The organism is Yersinia sp. J1 (assembly GCF_050586585.1).
Taxonomy (GTDB): Bacteria; Pseudomonadota; Gammaproteobacteria; order Enterobacterales; family Enterobacteriaceae; genus Yersinia; species Yersinia entomophaga.
The window spans coordinates 191871-211998 of record NZ_JBOBDP010000005.1 but is presented as its reverse complement, the minus strand read 5'-3'; the positions used below and the strand labels follow the sequence as shown (position 1 = coordinate 211998).

Genomic DNA, 20128 nt, shown 5'->3' with positions numbered 1-20128 from the left:
TTTTGTTAGTATAGGTTTGCAGATTATCAGTCAGAATATTTTTATCAATAATAGATTTGTATAAAAAAGAAACTGTGATCGGTAAAAGCGAATTAACCTTACGTTTTTACCGAGTGCAGAGGCGATTCTTGATCAATATAATGTCGTTTGCTTGAGCCAGGTCACTGCTTTTATCAGACAGCAACAGGCTAAAATGCTAAAATCCTCGGCTACTGAAGGCATATTGGTGTTAAAGATATTGAGTTGTTTTGTTGAGCAATGAAACGCAATTTTTGTATCTTCCAACGCTGTCACATTAGCAGAAATTAATGTTGTTATTTAAATCAGTAAATGCCTGCAAGTAAAATGCACGCTAATTGCGCTGCCGGTTAATACCTCATTATATTAACTGAACTGTTAAAAATAACTAATCATCGCGTTGCTGTGCTCCTCTGGATGACGTACAGCATTTGATACACCTGACAGAATCGTGCAAACCTTATGATTAAAATAAAAAAAGGACTCGACCTACCTATTGCCGGGGCTCCGGCTCAGGTCATACAGGAAGGTCCGGTTATTCATCATGTTGCACTGCTCGGTGAAGAGTATGTGGGCATGCGTCCTTCAATGTTGGTGCAAGAAGGGGAGAGGGTCAAAAAAGGCCAGGCGCTTTTTGAAGATAAAAAGAACCCCGGCGTGTTTTTCACCTCTCCAGCAGCAGGCAAGATTTCTGCGATTAATCGCGGTGAACGGCGTGTGCTGCAATCTGTCGTGATTGAAATAGAGGGAGACGACAGCGTTTCCTTCGATCGTTACGACGCCGCCGAGCTCAACCAGCTGAGCGCGGAGCAGGTTCAGCAAAATTTGCTGGCCTCAGGTCTGTGGACTGCGCTACGCACTCGTCCATTCAGTAAAACTCCGCAGCCGGGCACAAAGCCACGCGCTATTTTTGTCACGGCGATGGATACCCAACCGCTGGCTGCCGATCCTCAGGCCATTATTGCCACGCAAATTGATGCCTTTAACCACGGTTTGAGCGTATTGACGCGCTTAACCGAAGGTAAAGTGCACGTTTGTTACGGCGCCGGGGAAATCATTCGCGGCCAGAATAACGGGCAAATAACCTATAACGAATTTTCCGGTCCCCATCCTGCTGGGTTGGTGGGCACCCACATTCACTTCCTCGAACCGGTCAGTATGACGAAAACCGTCTGGCACATTGGTTATCAGGATGTGATCGCCATTGGCAAACTGTTTGTCGAAGGTGAGCTTTACACTGATAGAGTTATTGCGCTGGCGGGGCCGCAGGTAAAAGAACCTGGCCTGCTGCGCACGCGTTTAGGCGCCAGCCTGACCGAACTGACCGCCGGTAAACTGAAAGCAGGGGATAACCGTATTATCTCCGGTTCGGTACTGAGCGGAACCGCGGCCTCTGCGACACATGGCTATCTTGGTCGTTTCCATCAGCAGGTTTCCGTAGTGCTGGAAGGGCGAGACAAGGAGCTGTTCGGCTGGATTATGCCGGGTAAAGATAAATTCTCTATTACCCGCACCACCCTCGGCCATTTCTTCAAGCGCAAGCGCTTTGCTTTTTCTACTGGATTGAACGGTGGCGAACGTTCTATGGTGCCAATTGGCAACTACGAGCGAGTGATGCCGCTGGATATTCTGGCGACGCATTTGCTGCGCGATCTGTTAGCCGGCGATACCGACAGCGCTCAGGCGCTGGGGGCTTTGGAGCTGGATGAAGAAGATTTGGCGCTCTGTACTTTTGTCTGCCCCGGTAAATATGAATACGGTCCGGTACTGCGCGACATTTTGACCAAGATTGAGCAGGAAGGATAACTCATGGGCCTGAAAAGTTTTTTTGAGAAAATAGAGCATCATTTTGAGTCCGGCGGAAAGCTGGAAAAGTATTATCCGCTATACGAAGCCACGGCCAGTATTTTCTACACTCAGGGTAAAGTGACGCCGGGTGCCTCCCACGTGCGTGACGCTATCGACCTGAAACGGATGATGATTTTGGTATGGCTGGCGGTATTCCCAGCGATGTTCTGGGGGATGTACAACGTTGGTCAGCAGGCTATTCCTGCGCTGAACCACCTGTATAGCGGCGCGGAGCTGCAACAGGTGATTGCCGCCGACTGGCATTATCGACTGGCGGAGATGCTTGGCGCCTCGCTGGCACCGGATGCCAGTTGGATCAGCATGATGACGCTGGGCGCGGTCTATTTTGTGCCGATTTATGCGGTGGTGTTTTTGGTTGGGGGCTTCTGGGAAGTTCTGTTCGCCATTATTCGCCGTCATGAAATCAACGAAGGTTTCTTCGTTACTTCCATTCTGTTTTCCCTGATCGTTCCGCCAACTTTGCCACTCTGGCAGGCGGCACTGGGGATTTCATTTGGCGTAGTGATTGGTAAGGAAATCTTTGGCGGCACTGGACGTAACTTCCTGAACCCGGCGCTGGCTGGGAGAGCTTTCCTGTTCTTCGCTTATCCGGCACAGATCTCCGGCGATCTGGTCTGGAACGCGGCCGACGGATTCTCTGGCGCAACGCCGTTGTCCCAGTGGAGCGTTAACGGCAGCCACAGTCTGATGAACGTGGTCACCGGCCAACCAATCAGCTGGATGGATGCTTTTATGGGCAACATTCCAGGCTCTATTGGTGAAGTTTCTACCCTGATGATTCTGATCGGTGGTGCCATCATTATGTTTGGCCGCGTGGCATCCTGGCGCATTGTTGCTGGTGTGATGATCGGCATGATTGCGACGGCCTTCCTGTTCAACTGGATTGGTTCTACCACTAACCCGCTGTTTGCTATGCCTTGGTACTGGCATCTGGTATTGGGTGGCTTTGCTTTCGGTATGATCTTTATGGCTACCGATCCGGTATCGGCTTCCTTTACCAATAAAGGTAAGTGGTGGTACGGCGGTCTGATCGGCGTGATGTGCGTCTTAATCCGTGTCGTGAATCCGGCTTATCCGGAGGGAATGATGCTGGCGATTCTGTTCGCCAACCTGTTTGCGCCACTGTTCGACTATGTGGTTGTTCAGGCCAACATCAAGCGGAGGAAAGCCCGTGGCGAGTGATAAACCAAGAAATAACGATACTATCGGCAAAACGCTGATGGTAGTGGTCTTGCTGTGTCTGGTGTGCTCCGTAGTGGTCTCCGGCGCAGCGGTTGGCTTGAAATCCAAACAGCAGGAACAGCGCTTACTGGATAAGCAACGCAACATTCTGGACGTGGCCGGTTTACTCCAGCCAAAAATGGATGCAGAGCAGGTCAAACAAGAGTTTTCCGCTCGTATTGAACCGCGTCTGTTGGATTTGCAAAGCGGTGATTTCGTTAAAACCGATCCGACCAGCTTCGATCGTTCTCAGGCTTTACGTGATGATAGCCAAAGCATCGCTCTGACCGCTGCGCAAGATAAAGCCGGAATTAAACGTCGGGCTAATCTGGTGGAAATCTATCTGGTGCGTAATGAGGAGGGCCAGACCAGTAAAATTGTGCTGCCGGTCTACGGCTCCGGTTTATGGTCGATGATGTACGCCTTCGTCGCGGTAGATAACGACGGGAAAACCGTACGTGGCATCAGCTATTACGATCAGGGTGAAACCCCAGGGCTGGGTGGTGAAGTTGAAAACCCAATCTGGCGTAGCCAATGGGTCGGTAAGCGTTTGTTCAATGAACAAGGGGAACCGGCTATTCGCGTAGTGAAAGGACGCGCAGATGCGAACGATCCTTACGCCGTGGACGGTTTGTCCGGTGCAACGCTGACCTCCAACGGGGTACAGAATACCTTTGATTTTTGGTTGGGTGAAAACGGCTTTGGCCCGTTCCTGAAAAAAGTGCGCGAAGGAGCGTTAAAAAATGGCTGATAGCAAAGAGATTAAGCGGGTTTTATTCGGCCCGTTGTTTGACAACAACCCGATTGCATTACAAATCCTCGGGGTCTGCTCGGCGCTGGCGGTAACCACCAAACTGGAAACCGCACTGGTAATGACGCTGGCGGTAACCTTGGTAACGGCATTTTCCAGCTTCTTTATCTCGCTGATCCGTAACCATATCCCTAACAGCGTGCGTATCATCGTGCAGATGGTGATCATCGCTTCTCTGGTGATTGTGGTAGATCAGATTTTGCGTGCCTACGCCTATGAGATTTCGAAGCAGCTTTCGGTATTCGTTGGTTTGATTATTACCAACTGTATCGTCATGGGGCGCGCGGAAGCCTACGCCATGAAGTCACCGCCGATCGAAAGCTTTATGGATGGTATCGGTAACGGCTTGGGCTACGGCGTGATTCTGGTGCTGGTGGGCTTTGTTCGTGAGCTGATTGGTTCTGGCAAACTGTTTGGCGTCACCGTGCTGGAAACGGTACAAAACGGCGGCTGGTATCAGCCGAACGGATTGTTCCTGTTAGCGCCTAGTGCGTTCTTTATCATTGGCATGCTGATTTGGGGCTTACGTACCCTGAAACCTGCGCAGATTGAAAAGGAGTAATTGACGGTGGAACATTACATCAGTCTGTTTGTCCGCGCGGTGTTTGTAGAGAACATGGCGTTAGCCTTCTTCCTCGGGATGTGTACTTTCCTGGCGGTTTCTAAGAAAGTGTCCACCGCCTTCGGTCTAGGCATTGCCGTAACCGTAGTGCTGGGTATTGCGGTTCCCGCCAACAACCTGGTTTATAACCTGGTGCTGCGCGATGGAGCGCTGGTGGAAGGAGTTGATCTGAGCTTCCTTAACTTCATCACTTTTATCGGCGTGATTGCGGCGATTGTGCAGGTGTTGGAGATGATTCTCGATCGCTACTTCCCGGCGCTTTATAACGCATTGGGCATCTTCTTGCCGTTGATCACCGTGAACTGCGCCATCTTTGGTGGCGTGTCCTTTATGGCGCAGCGTGATTACAACTTCCCAGAATCCATTGTGTACGGTATTGGTTCGGGAATCGGCTGGATGCTGGCTATTGTGGCGCTGGCAGGTATTCGGGAAAAAATGAAATACGCCGATGTTCCGGGTGGTTTGAAGGGGCTGGGAATTACCTTTGTCACCACCGGGCTGATGGCACTGGGCTTTATGTCCTTCTCCGGTGTGCATCTATAAAGGCAGGAAGAACTCATGGAAATAATTCTAGGCGTAGTTATGTTCACCCTCATCGTGCTAGCGTTGACGGTGATGATTCTTGTCGCCAAATCGAAGTTGGTGAATACCGGTGATATTCAGGTTGAAATCAACGGTGATATGGAAAAAAGCTTTACTGCACCGGCCGGTGATAAATTGCTGAATGTGCTTTCTGGCCACGGCATTTTTGTCTCCTCCGCATGTGGTGGCGGTGGTTCGTGCGGGCAGTGTCGGGTGACGATCAAAGAAGGCGGCGGCGATATTTTACCGACCGAGCTTTCTCATATCTCTAAGCGTGAAGCTAAAGAAGGTTGCCGTCTGGCCTGTCAGGTTAGCGTGAAGCAAAACTTGAAAATCGATTTGCCGGAAGAAATATTCGGCGTGAAAAAATGGACTTGCGAAGTCATTTCAAATGACAACAAAGCGACGTTCATTAAAGAGTTGAAACTTAAAATTCCTGATGGGGACGTAGTTCCCTTCCGCGCGGGTGGCTTTATTCAGATTGAAGCTGAACCTCATACCGTCAAATATGCTGATTTTGACGTGCCGGAAGAATATCGCGGCGATTGGGATAAGTTTAATCTGTTCCGTTTTGAATCCGTAGTGACCGAGCCAACGGTGCGCGCCTATTCCATGGCGAACTATCCGGAAGAGCATGGCATTATTATGCTGAACGTGCGTATTGCAACGCCGCCGCCGAATATGCCGGACGCGCCTCCGGGCATCATGTCTTCGTATATCTGGTCGTTGAAGCCGGGTGATAAAGTGGTTATTTCCGGGCCATTCGGTGAATTCTTTGCGAAAGATACCGATGCGGAAATGGTGTTTATTGGCGGTGGTGCCGGTATGGCACCGATGCGCTCGCATATTTTCGATCAGCTTAAGCGTTTGCATTCTAAGCGTAAAATCAGCTTTTGGTACGGTGCTCGATCTAAACGTGAAATGTTCTATGAAGAGGATTTCAACCAGCTACAGGAAGAGAATGAAAACTTTACCTGGCACGTTGCTTTGTCCGATCCTCAGCCTGAAGACAATTGGACGGGATACACTGGGTTCATTCACAATGTGTTGCTGGAAAATTATTTGAAAAACCATCCTGCGCCGGAAGACTGTGAGTTCTATATGTGTGGTCCGCCAATGATGAACGCAGCAGTGATCAAAATGCTGAAGGATCTTGGCGTTGAGGACGACAATATTATGCTTGATGACTTCGGTGGCTGATGTCATGCCTGACGGGCGTTTTACAATAATAGGATTATTGTGCATAGGAAAATAATACTTTGGCTGGCACTCCTGATGGGAGTGCTGTTGCTAGCGGGCTGCGGCCCTGAGCAGGTGAATCTCACCGGTAAAACCATGGGCACCTATTACTCGATAAAATATGTGAGTGATACGTCCCGGTCTTCTCCGGAACAACTGCAAAAAGAAGTCGATAGGATTTTGGAAGTGGTTAATAACCAGATGTCGACTTACCGGCCAGATTCTGAATTAAGCCGTTTTAATCAGAGTCGGGAAATTAATAAACCTTTCCCGGTGTCCGCTGCTACGGCCAAAGTGGTGCAGGAAGCGATTCGTATCAACCGGTTAACCGACGGTGCGCTGGACGTCACCGTCGGGCCTTTGGTTAACTTATGGGGTTTTGGCCCTGAAGGACGTCCTGATAAAGTGCCTTCTGCCGAAGAATTAGAGAAACGTCGTGGCTGGGTGGGAATAGATAAACTCGCCGTTGAAGGCAACGCACTAATGAAGCGAGTGCCTGAGCTGTACGTCGATCTTTCTTCCATCGCCAAAGGCTACGGTGTTGATGTGGTTGCGGAATATCTGCAATCTCAGAACATCAAAAATTTCATGGTTGATATTGGCGGAGAAGTTCGCACCCGTGGGAATAATGGCGAAAATAAGCCCTGGCGTATAGCGATCGAAAAACCGGGTGCTGGTGTCGATCAAAGTGCGCAGGAGATTATTGAACCAGGGAGAATGTCGCTCGCAACCTCTGGTGATTATCGTAACTATTTTGAAGAAAATGGCGTACGCTATTCTCATACCATTGATCCCGCGACGGGGCGGCCAATCAACCATAGATTGGTTTCCATTACCGTGCTGAATCCTAGCTGTATGACCGCTGATGGTTTGTCTACCGGGCTGGATGTGTTGGGGCCGGAAAAAGGGCTGGCACTGGCTAATCTACTTGGTATACCGGTATTTATGATCGTTAAAACAGATAAGGGATTTGAAGAACGCTATTCGGAAGCCTTCGAACCCTATCTGCAAAATCGATCTTAGGAGGAGTTATGCTGACAGTTTTTCTCGCGTCTTTCGTCTTCTTCCTGCTGGTTATTGGCGGAATGTCTATTGGCTATGTAGTGAAGCGCAAAACCTTACAGGGGAGCTGCGGCGGTATTGCTACGCTGGGGATGGAGAAAGTCTGCGACTGTCCTGAGCCTTGTGATTCCCGTAAAAAGCGAATGGAAAAAGAAGCGGCCCGGCAGAAGAAACTGGATCAGTTTCGTATCCTATAGCATTAAAGGCCCGGCTAATTAACTGCCGGGCTTTTTGTCTACAAGGATATATTTAATCGATTACTTTTTTTCATTCACTATTTTTTTAAATTCTTTCGGTGAGTTAACCATCACGGCATCTGCACCTAGCTCTTTTGCTTTTTCATAATCCTGCGCTGTATTGATACCAAAGAAAATAATATAGGCTTTCCCTTTGGAGCGGAAACAATCGATAGCGCTTTTATCCCATGTTAATACGGTGTTTGAGTGAGAACGGCCTTCGCCAAGAGTGAATTTTTCCACAACGACTAACTCAACGTTTCGCTTCATCTCCAATCCGTACCAGCGCTCCTTTTTGTCTACCGGCAGCTTACATTGATGGCCTAAGGTTATATCGACCAAAGCATCACGAGTTTCATCTCGACTTTCAAAACGTTGAATTTGCTCTTTTCGCCCCGCGTCCTTATTCATCTGATCTATAGCGTTCAGATACAGTTTGTCGGTTGAATAAACCCGGGTACGTTCAAAACTGTTGGTTTCCTTCAGCACTTTTTGTAGAGCCTGAGCAAAAGGCTGAGCCAGATTTTCGGCATCTGGGGATTTAATATCTAGATAGAACATGACGTTAGGATAATCTTCCAGCACATATTTCAACTTTAGGACTTCTTCTAACGTTGGAATATTGGCTGAAAATGCGGTTTTATTTTTTTCATTATAGAATTTAGCAGCATTAACTGTTGAAAGCTGTTTGTTCGTATAGTCTCTGACTTTTCCTGAAACATTGGTTAGTTCTTTTAAATCGGAAGGTCGATAAAGTACCGGTACATCATCTTTTGTTAACTGTAGGGTAATCCAAATAGCATCAGCTCCATTTTCCAACGATTTCTTAATTGCAGGGAGCGTATTTTCTGGTGCGTCTCCGGTACCAGCCCGGTGCGCCACTATTTTCGGCGGTTCATTAGCTGAAGGAGATGACATAACTTGTAATGAAAATAAGATTAATATACTTGCCATAATATAATTCCGCATAATATATACCCCGTATAACCCATTTAAATTGAATTTCTCTATACATGTGTTTTACTTTATAAAAAAACATTACTCTACGACTTTATCGAATGTAGTACTTTTTTATTAAAAATAAATGAAAAAATCGCTTAAATGTAAATAACAGTATTCGATCTGGAAATTAGAAATATTTAGCGGCATTTAAATTAGGACAATCTTGAACATGGCTTTTTTACTGTATACTTATACAGTTGTCTATTGCCGATGGGAGTGAGAGTGCGCAAGATTATCCATGTTGATATGGACTGCTTTTTTGCAGCCGTAGAGATGCGGGATGACCCCAGTTTACGCGATATCCCTTTGGCCATTGGCGGTAGCGCAGATCGTCGTGGCGTTATCAGCACGGCCAATTATCCTGCCAGACGTTACGGTGTCCATAGTGCGATGTCCACTGCGATGGCATTGAAGCTTTGCCCGCATTTAAAAGTGATTCCGGGGCGTATGGCGGCATATAAAGAAGCTTCTTTACATATTCGCGAAATATTTGCCCGTTACACTTTGCTTATCGAGCCATTATCGCTGGATGAAGCGTATCTGGATGTCTCCGAAAGTCAGGTTTTTAGCGGTTCAGCAACCTTAATTGCTCAACAGATCCGCCAGTCAATTCATGAGGAATTAGGTTTAACTGCATCCGCCGGAATCGCCCCGATCAAATTCTTAGCCAAGATCGCTTCAGATATCAATAAGCCCAACGGACAATACGTTATTACACCGGATCAAATTCAACCTTTTCTACAAACTTTGCCGCTTAACAAAATTCCGGGCGTGGGAAAAGTAACGGCTAAGCGTTTACAGGAATTGGGTTTAACTCATTGTGTTGATGTCCAAAATTATCCTTTGGCTGATTTACTGAAAACCTTTGGTAAATTTGGGCGGGTATTATGGGAGCGCTGCCATGGTATTGATGAGCGAAGTATATCTCCCGATCGGTTGCGTAAATCCGTTGGCGTAGAAAGGACGCTGGCGCAGGATATTCATCACTGGGAAGAATGCGTTGAGATTATTGAAAAACTTTTCCCCGAACTGGAAGCCCGCTTGGCTAAGGTCAGGCCGGATCTGCAAATTGCTCGTCAGGGCGTAAAGCTTAAATTTCAGGATTTTCAGCAAACGACTCAGGAACACGTTTGGCCAGAATTGAACAAGGTCGATTTATTGCGTATTGCCAAGCAAGTTTGGGATGAGCGACGGGCGGACAGAGGTGTGCGACTGGTGGGATTGCATGTCAGCCTGCTGGATCCGCAGATTGAACGGCAATTATTGCTGAATTGGGAATAGCGCTGGGATAGATGCCAGGTTCTGGGTTTTCTAGCAGCAAATTTGCCATAAAAAACGGCGCTACCGCAGGCGGCGCCGTTCGTAATGATAGTGCGGTACTCGCTTAAGCGCGTTTTGGAATGGCTTTCAGCAATGCGGTCAGTAATTGCCAGTATTGACCAACGCTTTCGATATGTACTTGTTCATCCGGAGAATGTGGGCCTGTCATGGTTGGGCCGATGGAAACCATATCCATTTCTGGGTAAGGTTTTTTGAACAAACCACATTCCAGACCGGCGTGGATTACCATGATATTTGGCGTTTTGTTAAACAGTTTCTCATAGGTTTCGCGAACTAAATGCATGACCGGAGAGTTTGCGTCAGGCTGCCAGCCAGGATAGCCGCCTTTAGGCGTAGTCTGCGCGCCAGCCAGTTGGCCAACGGCGGTTAGCATGCTAACAACATAGTCTTTGCCGCTGTCGATCAGGGAACGAATCAGGCACATAATTTCGGCCTTATCTTCTTCCATGGTCACGACGCCCACGTTCAGTGAGGTTTCAACCACGCCTTTCACTTCATCACTCATACGGATTACGCCGTTTGGCGTCGCATTCAGCAATGCCAGCAGACGGTGCTGGGTATCAGCGGTCAAAGCTTTCGCTGCGCTACTGACGGGTTCCAGCACCACGGTGAGATTTTTTTCTACCGCAGATAGCTCGTTTTTCAGGATGTCTAAATAGTCCTGAGTCAGGGTTTTCAAATGATCTACTTTATCGGCTGCAACCGCCAAAATAGCGAAACCTTCGCGCGGAATCGCGTTGCGTAGCGTACCACCGTTCAGATCCAGAACCCGTAGGCCGAGCTCCGCTTCATGTTCAAATAGGAAACGAGCCAGCAGCTTGTTGGCATTTCCCAAACCTAAATGAATATCTGCGCCGGAATGACCGCCTTTTAGACCTTTGACGATCAGTTTCAGCGTTTGATAGCCTGCGGGAACCGCCTCACGCTGTAACGGTAAAGTGGTGATGAAATCAATGCCGCCGGCGCAACCCATGTAGATTTCGCCTTCCTGCTCGGAATCGGTATTAATCAGAATGTCAGCGTTCAGCCAGTTTGGTTGCAGGCCAAAAGCACCGTCCATACCGGCTTCTTCGGTCATGGTCAGCAGAACTTCCAGTGGGCCGTGTTCTACGCTGTCGTCAGACAGTACCGCCAGCGCGGAAGCCATACCAATGCCATTATCTGCGCCCAGCGTGGTGCCGCGAGCTTTCACCCATTCGCCGTCGATATAAGGCTGAATCGGGTCTTTAGTGAAATCGTGAACAGTGTCATTGTTCTTTTGCGGAACCATATCCAAGTGGGCTTGCAGCGCCACAGGTTTACGGTTTTCCATGCCTTTGGTCGCCGGTTTGCGCAGCAGGATATTACCCACTTGATCGCGTTCGGCGTGTAAACCTTTTTCTTTTGCCCAGGCAACAATGTATTGCGCCAATTCTTCTTCGTGATAAGAAGGGTGAGGGATAGAACAAATTTTAGCGAAAATATCCCACAACGGCTGAGGCGAAAGTTTAGACAGTTCAGACACTGTAAGTCTCCTTTAACAGCATGCTTATACAGACACCAGATTAATGCGGAGGCGTCTGAGATACTGTAGGTTTTAGGGTTAAGGACTAACCGCCATTGCTATGGCGCGATTTATCGAGAATATCACTTTCATTTGCGTTGCGCGCGTTTGGCCGCACAAATACCGCATTCGATTCGCGGAATTACCGGGATAATTGCTGGTTTTTATCTTGTTGCCTCACTATAATCTCGCGCAACCTTTTTTCCCCTTCGATACATGACAAGCCACTTTAATACGGCTGGGACTACATTTTATGAGCGAAAAATACGTCGTAACTTGGGATATGTTGCAAATACAAGCCCGCAAGCTGGCACAGCGTTTACTTCCTGCGGAACAGTGGAAAGGCATCATCGCGGTTAGCCGCGGTGGACTGGTTCCCGGTGCAATTCTGGCGCGCGAATTGGGTATTCGTCATGTTGATACTGTGTGCATCTCCAGCTACGACCACAATAACCAGCGTGAGCTGACCGTGCTCAAACGTGCCGAAGGCGATGGCGAAGGCTTCATTGTGATTGACGATCTGGTCGATACCGGCGGTACTGCGAAAGCCATTCGCGAAATGTATCCGAAAGCGCACTTTGTGACTATTTTCGCTAAACCGGCAGGTCGTCCTTTGGTTGATGACTATGTGGTTGATATTCCTCAGGATACATGGATTGAGCAGCCGTGGGATATGGCTGTGACCTTCGTGGAACCGCTAGGCGGCAAATAATTTACGCAGCTTTAAACGTCCGACGCTGTCGGACGTTTCATTTCTTCCTCGGTATGAGTACACTAACCCCATATTCCCCAGCCTAAACCAAGGCGGGATCGCGGCTTATGGAGGCTATTGTAACCATGGCACAAGCCAACCTTTCTGAAATCCTGTTTAAACCCAAGTTCAAGCATCCTGAGACCTCGACTTTGGTCAGGCATGCTCATTGCAACCAAACCATGAATATTCACTCCGCATTGGACGGCGATACTACCTGTCATTGGTATCGTATGATCAATCGCTTGATGTGGACCTGGCGCGGAGTGGATCCTCTGGAAATCGAAGAGGTGCTGGCGCGGATTGCGATGTCTAATGCAGAACACAGTGATAATGAATTACTGGATACCGTGGTGGGTTACCGCAACGGCAACTGGATTTACGAGTGGTCTCACCAGGGCATGATGTGGCAGCAAAAAGCCATGGAAGAAACCGATCCTCTGGCCGCCGGGCAGTATTGGCTGAATGCAGCCAACATGTACAGCATCGCCGGTTATCCTCATTTGCGTGGTGATGAATTGGCCGAGCAGGCGGAAATTTTGTCTAATCGAGCCTATGAAGAAGCGGCAAAATATCTGCCTTTCACTTTAAAAGAGCTGAGTTTCCCCATTCAGGATGGCGGAACGCTGACCGGCTTTCTGCATATGCCGACAATTGGCAGTGCGCCTTTCCCAACGGTGCTGATGTGTGGTGGCCTGGATATGTTGCAGAGCGATTACCACCGTCTCTTCCGCGATTATCTTGCACCGGCGGGTATCGCGATGTTGACTATCGACATGCCTTCCGTCGGCTCATCTTCGCGCTGGAAATTAACGCAGGACACCAGCTATCTGCATCAGCAGGTGCTACAGGCTTTGCCGACGATTCCCTGGGTCGATCATCAGCGTGTTTCGCTATTTGGTTTCCGTTTCGGTGCCAACGTCGCAGTGCGTTTGGGCTATTTGGAGCCGCAGCGTTTACGCGGCGTGGCCTGCGTAGGCCCTATCGTCCATCACCTGCTTTGCGACAGTAACAGCCAGAGTCGGGTGCCGGATATGTATATGGATGTGCTGGCCAGCCGGTTAGGTATGGCGGATGCATCGGATGATACGTTAAAAACTGAGCTGAACCGTTTTTCTCTCAAAACCCAAGGGTTGTTGGGACGGCGTTGCCATACGCCAATGCTGGCCGGATATTGGGAAAACGATCCTTTTAGTCCGAAAGAAGATGCGAAACTGATCGTGTCCTCTTCCGTTGACGGCAAGCTGTTAAGCATCCCTTCAACGCCGCTGTATGACAGTTTTCATAGAGCTCTGTTGCAAACTTGCGATTGGCTAAAAGATAAAATGCGTTAATTAGTTGCTAAAATTTAACAGTTTGCTAAAAAGGTGTGCGTCTACTTAAGGAGATTGAAGCATGACGATATCCAGCGCTCACCCGAAAAGCAAACTGATGAAACGTTTTGCAGCTTTAGGGCCATATCTACGTGAAGGGCAGTGCCAGAACGACCGCTTTTTCTTTGATTGTCTAGCCGTGTGCGTCAATGTGAAACTTGCTCCCGAAAAACGTGAGTTCTGGGGGTGGTGGATAGAGCTGGAGTCGAAAGACAGCTGTTTTACTTATGTATACCAACTCGGCTTGTTTAATACCGAGGGAAGTTGGAAAGAACAAAAAATCAAAGATCCTGAGGTTCAGGAAAAATTGGAAACTACGCTCCGTGGTTTCCATAAACGCCTCCATGAAATGCTGAAGACGATGGATCTGACGCTAGAACCGGCAAAGGATTTCGGCGAACAGCCCATCAAACTCTCTGCATAAACCCCTTTCTGCTCAATAAAGCGGTGATTTCGCGTTATGCCTGTTGGCATAACGCCTGTCTCCTGCTACAAAGTCTGCTGTATCATTCCTTTTTATTGATCCCAATGGCAGAAAAATTATGAGTGGCAGCCAGACTTTGGTTGTGAAATTGGGCACCAGCGTGCTGACCGGCGGCTCTCGCCGTCTTAACCGTGCCCATATTGTTGAATTGGTGCGCCAGTGCGCCCAGCAACACGCAAAAGGTCATCGCATTGTTATCGTTACCTCCGGCGCGATTGCCGCCGGGCGTGAGCACCTGGGTTATCCTGAATTGCCAGCGACCATTGCATCGAAGCAATTGCTGGCTGCGGTCGGCCAGAGCCGTCTGATTCAGCTATGGGAGCAGTTGTTCTCTATTTATGGCATCCACGTCGGGCAGATGTTGCTTACTCGCGCCGATCTGGAAGACCGCGAACGGTTCTTAAACGCCCGCGATACCATGAATGCTTTGCTGGATAACCGCATTGTTCCGGTTATTAATGAAAACGACGCCGTCGCTACGGCTGAAATCAAAGTGGGCGATAACGACAATCTCTCGGCGCTGGCGGCTATTCTGGCCGGTGCGGATAAATTATTGCTGCTGACCGATCAGGCTGGGTTATATACCGCCGATCCGCGCAATAACCCTGCCGCAGAGTTGATTCGGGACGTTCATGGCATTGATGACGCGCTGCGTGAAATCGCCGGTGATAGCGTTTCAGGTTTGGGAACCGGCGGGATGGCGACCAAGCTACAGGCCGCAGACGTCGCGTGCCGAGCGGGTATCGACGTGATTATTGCCGCGGGTGCTCAACCTGATGTTATCCGAGATGTGATTGACGGCACGCCGGTGGGCACGCGTTTCCATGCATTAGAAACGCCGCTGGAAAACCGTAAACGCTGGATCTTTGGTGCGCCGCCAGCCGGTGAAATTACCGTGGACGATGGCGCGGTAGCCGCCATTATGGCGCGGGGCAGCTCGCTATTGCCGAAAGGTATCCGTAGCGTGAAAGGGGATTTCTCCCGCGGGGAAGTGATCCGTATTCGTAACCTGAGCGGCCGCGATCTGGCTCACGGTGTCTCACGTTATAACAGCGATGCATTGCGTATGTTGGCGGGACATCATTCTCAGCAAATCAGTGAAATACTCGGGTATGAATACGGCCCGGTCGCTGTTCACCGTGACGATATGATCATCAGTTTATGATTATCAGCTAAGGAGCTAGCATGCTGGAAGAGATGGGAAAAGCGGCTAAACAGGCCTCTTGGCAATTGGGCGTATTGAGTACTGCGCAAAAAAATAAAGCCCTGATGGCAATGGCGGCGTTGCTGGAGACGGAAAGCGACGAAATCCTTCAGGCAAATGAGCAAGATATGGCTGCAGCGCGCGCCAGCGGAATGAGCGAAGCTTTGCTCGATCGTTTGCTACTTACGCCTGCGCGTTTAGCTGCGATCGCTAACGATGTGCGCGATGTTTGCCGTCTAAGCGATCCGGTAGGGCAGATTATGGATGGCCGGTTGCTGGATAGCGGCCTGAAGCTAGAGCGTCGCCGGGTGCCATTAGGCGTAATTGGCGTGATTTATGAAGCTCGTCCCAACGTCACTATCGACGTTGCCAGCCTGTGTCTGAAAACCGGTAATGCGGTGATCCTGCGCGGCGGTAAGGAAACGCATCATACCAATCAGGCGATGGTTAAAGTGATTCAGCGAGCGCTGGAACAAAGCGGTTTACCGGCGGCGGCGGTACAGGCGATTGAAAGCCCGGATCGCGCACTGGTGAATGCTTTACTGCGTTTGGATCGCTACGTCGATATGTTGATTCCGCGAGGCGGCGCTGGCCTGCATAAATTGTGTCGTGAGCAATCTACTATTCCGGTGATCACCGGAGGTATTGGGGTCTGCCATACCTTTGTGGATGCCGACGTTGATTTTGCCAAAGCATTGACGGTGATTGAAAATGCGAAGGCGCAACGTCCTAGCGCCTGTAACTCACTGGAAACTCTGTTGGTTCATCGGGATATCGCCGCCGCCTTTTTAGCCGCGTTAAGCAGCAAAATGGAAAGTGCGGGTGTCACTTTGCATGCCAGCGAGCAAGCGATGCCGTATTTGCTGGCCGGGCCTGCGAAGGTCGTTCCGGTAGAAGAGGCGAATTATGACGATGAGTGGCTCGCTCTGGATCTGAATGTACACGTGGTGGCGGATATTGACGCCGCGATTGAGCATATTCGCCAGCACGGAACCCGCCATTCAGACGCTATTCTTACCCGTTTGCTCAGCAGTGCAGAGCATTTTGTCCGGGAAGTGGATTCCTCAGCCGTTTACGTTAATGCCAGCACTCGTTTCACCGACGGCGGGCAGTTTGGTCTGGGGGCTGAGGTTGCCGTCAGTACGCAGAAACTGCATGCCCGAGGGCCTATGGGGTTAGAAGCTCTGACCACCTATAAGTGGATAGGTTACGGCGATGATTTAATTCGTAGCTAGCGGATTGAAATAGTATCAAGCGGGCACTTATTCAGGTGCCCGTTTTCATTTGCAGCCAATTGCAGAAATTTGTGCCATATCGGATAAGAGTCAATAAATGTTTCCTAACTTCTGCCGATAATTTGATTGACGGTTATACTCTTTGCGGTGTTCTCTAGGGTAATTCAATCAAAAATTCTTGGTGGGGATCGGCAGGTGAGTGAGATATCGAAAGAACAGTATGTTAAAAAGAATCGATTAGCTATTTGCGCAATTTTGCGGGATCTGAAAAAAAATAATACCGCTATAATGGTGACGCACTCCCGTGGGCAATTTATCAGCCGCATTTTGGAAGTTCATCCAGATGCTAATCAATTCATTTTTGATTTTGGCAGCGTTGAACGTGAAAATCTGTTAGCACAGGATTCCGAACAGCTAACTTTTATTGCCGAACCTGCTGGTGCCAAAATTGAATTCTCCTGCACCACACAAACAGAGATCACCTATTTCGGTCTACCCGCGTTTAGCAGCCCAATTCCCGATTCTTTGTACTTTATTCAACGGCGCGAATATTTTCGAATCAACATCCCACAATGGCCACCTTTTTATTGTACTGGCAAGTTTCCTAATGGCACCGCTTTTAAGCACACACTCACGGATATCTCTTTGGGCGGTGTAGGCATGTTTTCCAATAAAGACAGTGAGTTGCCGTTGGAAGGGTGTGAGATTCTTCGCGGCTCTTTATTGGATCTCGGTGAGTTTGGCTCTTTTGATCTGGACCTGCAATTCATACGTGCAGTAGATAAAAAAGTGATTAGTAACAAAGGCGAAACCGTCACAATGACGCGCCTGAGTTTTAAATTTCCCAAACTGTCTCCAATGCAGGAAAAGGGGTTGCAGCGAGCTATCTTTGAGCTGGAAAAGCAGCAAAGCTTCAAGTCCAGAAAATTTCAGGATGGAATCTAGCGGCGATAACTGAAGGCGCATTCTCGTAAACTCTTTTGATTGAAAAAGGTCAATCAGATTCTTCCTGAGCGATGAAAATTAAAACAGAAAATTATGTTGTATTATCATACGTCTGGCCCAATATTATAAGTTCACTCACAGAGGGAATAAATGATGGGAATTAGCGAGGAAGAGCATATCCGCCGTCTGACTAATGAAAAAAACTCTGTTGGTCATACGGCGAAGTGGATTGCAATTATTTCTGCCGTTTATTTTATTATCATGCTGTTTTATCAGCAAGAAATGGGCGTTTTGACGCTGGCTGGCGGTATTTTTGTGGTGTCATTTACCATCTGGTTTAAGAAGCGCCAAAAAGTAAAATCTTATCGAAATCAATTACAGCATTTGGATGGTGAATAACGACCATCATATTTCATGCAGTTAATCCTGCCTGCATGAAATCAGTCCTGGCTTAACCACTCCCAGCGTTCAGACTGTATCGAGTCAGTATGATAGGTATTGCTAAAAATAGCTTCAAAGCTACTGGCGTCTTTGCCTCGCAGTGAAGAGCAATTATTTTATGATGAGCCGTTGCCAGGGTGAACAACAAGCTATGGTTTGTTTAGTGTTTTAACCATATTGAATCCGGTAACGGTGAATTCTAATTGTTCATACAGTTTTTTGGCTCGTGGGTTATCTGCCGCTACCCGTAGCTTAATTTCAAAAATTCCCTGAGTGACGAGTTCTGCTTCTAAAGCTTGCAGGCTGGCTTTTCCAAATCCTTGCCGCTGAAATTCAGGCAATATGCAAAAATCCTTAATATAAACCGAAGCGCCGCCGTCATTTAATCCGTACCAAAGATAACCCACTAGCCTATAGTTATTTTCAATCCGGTAAATTTTATTTCCTATCGTATTAATACCGTCTGGTAGCGATTGAACGAAGGATAAGTGAGCTTGATGTCGTGCTTTATCCTGACTGTAGCCGCAATTAGCGCTCAGATCTTCAGCGTACTCCCCAATAAAGAAATGTCGGTAGGCATCCAGTTCTTCTGAAGCCAACTCTCTTAATATTACCATTTTTCCCTCTATTCATGACGTTCGGTAATGGCAGCAAAATCGCCAATTGCATTTCTGTGCATGTATACAATCATTCGCTGACGCTGTTTACCCTTTGATTTAAGCCAACCCCAAAGGTTGTTTTATTAGAGGGCAAAGTTGGCTATATAGCTACCGTTATTAGCCATTCCTTTGGCGAAATAACTTAACTCAATTCCTCCTTAGTTTCCCCACAATGATTGAGTTTATTTACTCAGCATTACGTCCGCTTTCGTTATTCTTCGCATAATTAATCTCACTGAACACTGAGAATAATCAGAAAGTTGGAGCTAAAATGAAACTATTAACCTTTATTACCGCAGCGTTTATCGCCAGCGCTTCTTTTTCAAGCCTGGCAGCCCAAGAAGTTAATCGCGAACAGGCGAGCCAATTGCAGGCAATGGGCGTAGTTTCCGTATCCGGCATCAGCGGCTCACCAAGCGATGTTGAGGCCGCATTGAATGCCAAGGCCGTTGCTGACGGCGCCAGCCACTATCGTGTCATTGGCATCAGTTCCCCAGGTGATTCAAGTTACTATACGGCCAGTGCTGAAATTTATCGCTAATCAATAAATTCCTAGCGCTTAAAATATCCCTCAAATTTCGCTGAGGGCGTAAGGGTTCTGATTGAAAGTTATAGCTCTAGCAGGCTGTAGCTTCCAATTGGGGCTCTTTTTATTTGCCAATTTTTATTATCTAAGATTAGCCGAATAATATTTTAACCAGGAGGGAAGCGCTTTGTATGACGGTAATAGGCTATTTTTTTTACGAAAAAAATACCTGACTCTTAGAACAATCTTAAAGAGATATTCAGGTTTTTAAGGTGTTATGGTGGTCTATCCGGACTTAATGGGACAGGCTATGTTAAACACCGTGCGACGTAATTTTAAAAGTCAGTTCTCATATATTCAGCGGTTTATTGCCTCTCCGCGTACTGTTGGCACTTTGGCGCCTTCATCTCCTTGGCTGTGCCAAACCATGCTAAATCAGGTTGAGTGGATACCGGCGATGACAATCGCGGAATTAGGGGCTGCGGATGGTGTTTTGACCCGGCGGATTTTATCGCGAATGGAAAAGGATGCCAGGCTACAGGCCTATGAAATTCAATCTCACTTTATTGATGAATTAAATAAAATTGACGATCCGCGTTTACAGGTTGCGGCGCGTTCGGCAGAGCTGTTGGATTTACATTACGACGCCATTTTCTGTTGCCTGCCTTTACTGTCTATTCCAACCAAAATCAGCATGAAAATATTGCAGCAAACTCAACAAAGGTTACGGCAACGCAATGGCTCATTGATACTGTTTCAATATAGTCATTTGTCCGAGCCTTTGTTATCTCGCTATTTTACCTGGAAGAAAATGCGCGTAGTCCGAAATTTCCCTCCCGCCTTGGTTTATATCTGCCAGCCGCGCGAACCTTGTTAATCAAAGGTGGTGCAGTATGGAATACAGATAAATGGTCAAACAGAAATATAAAATAGTTTAGAGGAATGCTTCACCGTGCATTCCTCT

At 48.1% G+C, this 20128-nt stretch carries 21 protein-coding genes; 18 read left to right on the top strand and 3 right to left on the bottom strand.

What is annotated here, in order from left to right:
* The first annotated feature begins 480 nt into the window (after nucleotides 1-480).
* The 8 genes from ACQ4OC_RS10790 to nqrM all read left to right on the top strand — a co-directional run bounded on the left by ACQ4OC_RS10790 (nucleotide 481) and on the right by nqrM (nucleotide 7621).
* Nucleotides 481-1824 (top strand): Na(+)-translocating NADH-quinone reductase subunit A, encoded by a 1344-nt coding sequence (locus tag ACQ4OC_RS10790; RefSeq protein ID WP_430971160.1) that lies wholly within the window; start codon nucleotides 481-483, stop codon nucleotides 1822-1824.
* 3 nt (nucleotides 1825-1827) lie between these two features.
* Nucleotides 1828-3069 carry an NADH:ubiquinone reductase (Na(+)-transporting) subunit B gene (locus ACQ4OC_RS10785; RefSeq protein ID WP_120806670.1) on the top strand — a complete coding sequence of 414 codons (1242 nt, stop codon included), beginning with the start codon at nucleotides 1828-1830 and terminating at the stop codon, nucleotides 3067-3069.
* Entirely contained in the window at nucleotides 3059-3859 is an 801-nt protein-coding gene (locus ACQ4OC_RS10780) for a Na(+)-translocating NADH-quinone reductase subunit C (protein ID WP_064514178.1), read from the top strand. Before ACQ4OC_RS10785 ends, ACQ4OC_RS10780 begins: the two co-directional genes overlap by 11 nt.
* Nucleotides 3852-4481 (top strand): NADH:ubiquinone reductase (Na(+)-transporting) subunit D, encoded by a 630-nt coding sequence (locus tag ACQ4OC_RS10775; RefSeq protein ID WP_049598434.1) that lies wholly within the window; start codon nucleotides 3852-3854, stop codon nucleotides 4479-4481. The genes ACQ4OC_RS10780 and ACQ4OC_RS10775 overlap by 8 nt, the downstream gene beginning before the upstream one ends.
* A 6-nt stretch (nucleotides 4482-4487) precedes the next feature.
* Nucleotides 4488-5084, top strand: a complete 597-nt coding sequence (nqrE, locus tag ACQ4OC_RS10770) for an NADH:ubiquinone reductase (Na(+)-transporting) subunit E (protein WP_064518304.1) — start codon at nucleotides 4488-4490, stop codon at nucleotides 5082-5084.
* Nucleotides 5085-5099: 15 nt separating this feature from the next.
* Complete coding sequence (nqrF, locus tag ACQ4OC_RS10765; protein WP_064514175.1) at nucleotides 5100-6323, top strand: NADH:ubiquinone reductase (Na(+)-transporting) subunit F; 1224 nt, start codon at nucleotides 5100-5102, stop codon at nucleotides 6321-6323.
* Between the two features lie 75 nt (nucleotides 6324-6398).
* Nucleotides 6399-7385 (top strand): FAD:protein FMN transferase, encoded by a 987-nt coding sequence (locus tag ACQ4OC_RS10760; protein WP_205582779.1) that lies wholly within the window; start codon nucleotides 6399-6401, stop codon nucleotides 7383-7385.
* An 8-nt stretch (nucleotides 7386-7393) separates the two neighbouring features.
* The gene (gene nqrM / locus ACQ4OC_RS10755; protein ID WP_049598442.1) at nucleotides 7394-7621 is read left to right on the top strand and encodes a (Na+)-NQR maturation NqrM; all 228 of its coding nucleotides are present in this window, start codon (nucleotides 7394-7396) and stop codon (nucleotides 7619-7621) included.
* Nucleotides 7622-7681: 60 nt separating this feature from the next.
* On the opposite strand, the gene ACQ4OC_RS10750 is transcribed toward nqrM, so the two are convergent.
* Complete coding sequence (locus tag ACQ4OC_RS10750) at nucleotides 7682-8629, bottom strand: glycerophosphodiester phosphodiesterase family protein (RefSeq protein WP_064514172.1); 948 nt, start codon at nucleotides 8627-8629, stop codon at nucleotides 7682-7684.
* Nucleotides 8630-8884: 255 nt separating this feature from the next.
* Between ACQ4OC_RS10750 and dinB the strand changes: the two genes are divergently transcribed.
* Nucleotides 8885-9943: a DNA polymerase IV gene (dinB, locus tag ACQ4OC_RS10745; RefSeq protein WP_064514170.1), complete on the top strand. Its 1059-nt coding sequence runs from the start codon at nucleotides 8885-8887 to the stop codon at nucleotides 9941-9943.
* A 103-nt stretch (nucleotides 9944-10046) separates the two neighbouring features.
* Here dinB and pepD read toward each other — a convergent pair whose 3' ends face one another.
* Entirely contained in the window at nucleotides 10047-11507 is a 1461-nt protein-coding gene (pepD, locus tag ACQ4OC_RS10740) for a beta-Ala-His dipeptidase (protein ID WP_064514168.1), read from the bottom strand.
* A 292-nt stretch (nucleotides 11508-11799) separates the two neighbouring features.
* Here pepD and gpt point away from each other — a divergent pair, with 292 nt between their 5' ends.
* The 7 genes from gpt to ACQ4OC_RS10705 all read left to right on the top strand — a co-directional run bounded on the left by gpt (nucleotide 11800) and on the right by ACQ4OC_RS10705 (nucleotide 17937).
* Nucleotides 11800-12258: a xanthine phosphoribosyltransferase gene (gene gpt / locus ACQ4OC_RS10735; protein ID WP_064514166.1), complete on the top strand. Its 459-nt coding sequence runs from the start codon at nucleotides 11800-11802 to the stop codon at nucleotides 12256-12258.
* Between the two features lie 125 nt (nucleotides 12259-12383).
* Nucleotides 12384-13631 carry an esterase FrsA gene (gene frsA / locus ACQ4OC_RS10730; protein WP_064518302.1) on the top strand — a complete coding sequence of 416 codons (1248 nt, stop codon included), beginning with the start codon at nucleotides 12384-12386 and terminating at the stop codon, nucleotides 13629-13631.
* 61 nt (nucleotides 13632-13692) lie between these two features.
* Entirely contained in the window at nucleotides 13693-14094 is a 402-nt protein-coding gene (gene crl, locus ACQ4OC_RS10725) for a sigma factor-binding protein Crl (protein ID WP_064514165.1), read from the top strand.
* 118 nt (nucleotides 14095-14212) lie between these two features.
* Nucleotides 14213-15319 (top strand): glutamate 5-kinase, encoded by a 1107-nt coding sequence (gene proB / locus ACQ4OC_RS10720; RefSeq protein ID WP_064514163.1) that lies wholly within the window; start codon nucleotides 14213-14215, stop codon nucleotides 15317-15319.
* A gap of 20 nt (nucleotides 15320-15339) precedes the next feature.
* Entirely contained in the window at nucleotides 15340-16593 is a 1254-nt protein-coding gene (gene proA / locus ACQ4OC_RS10715) for a glutamate-5-semialdehyde dehydrogenase (protein ID WP_064514161.1), read from the top strand.
* Between the two features lie 195 nt (nucleotides 16594-16788).
* Entirely contained in the window at nucleotides 16789-17538 is a 750-nt protein-coding gene (locus ACQ4OC_RS10710) for a flagellar brake protein (protein ID WP_064514159.1), read from the top strand.
* Nucleotides 17539-17691: 153 nt separating this feature from the next.
* Nucleotides 17692-17937: a hypothetical protein gene (locus ACQ4OC_RS10705; protein WP_064514157.1), complete on the top strand. Its 246-nt coding sequence runs from the start codon at nucleotides 17692-17694 to the stop codon at nucleotides 17935-17937.
* A 191-nt stretch (nucleotides 17938-18128) separates the two neighbouring features.
* Here ACQ4OC_RS10705 and ACQ4OC_RS10700 read toward each other — a convergent pair whose 3' ends face one another.
* Nucleotides 18129-18596, bottom strand: coding sequence for a GNAT family N-acetyltransferase (locus tag ACQ4OC_RS10700; RefSeq protein ID WP_064514155.1), 468 nt, complete (start codon nucleotides 18594-18596; stop codon nucleotides 18129-18131).
* A 313-nt stretch (nucleotides 18597-18909) separates the two neighbouring features.
* Here ACQ4OC_RS10700 and ACQ4OC_RS10695 point away from each other — a divergent pair, with 313 nt between their 5' ends.
* Both ACQ4OC_RS10695 and ACQ4OC_RS10690 read left to right on the top strand, forming a co-directional pair.
* Nucleotides 18910-19179, top strand: a complete 270-nt coding sequence (locus ACQ4OC_RS10695) for a DUF1471 domain-containing protein (protein ID WP_064514153.1) — start codon at nucleotides 18910-18912, stop codon at nucleotides 19177-19179.
* 295 nt (nucleotides 19180-19474) lie between these two features.
* The gene (locus ACQ4OC_RS10690) at nucleotides 19475-20041 is read left to right on the top strand and encodes a class I SAM-dependent methyltransferase (RefSeq protein WP_120806681.1); all 567 of its coding nucleotides are present in this window, start codon (nucleotides 19475-19477) and stop codon (nucleotides 20039-20041) included.
* The last annotated feature ends 87 nt before the right edge of the window (nucleotides 20042-20128 follow it).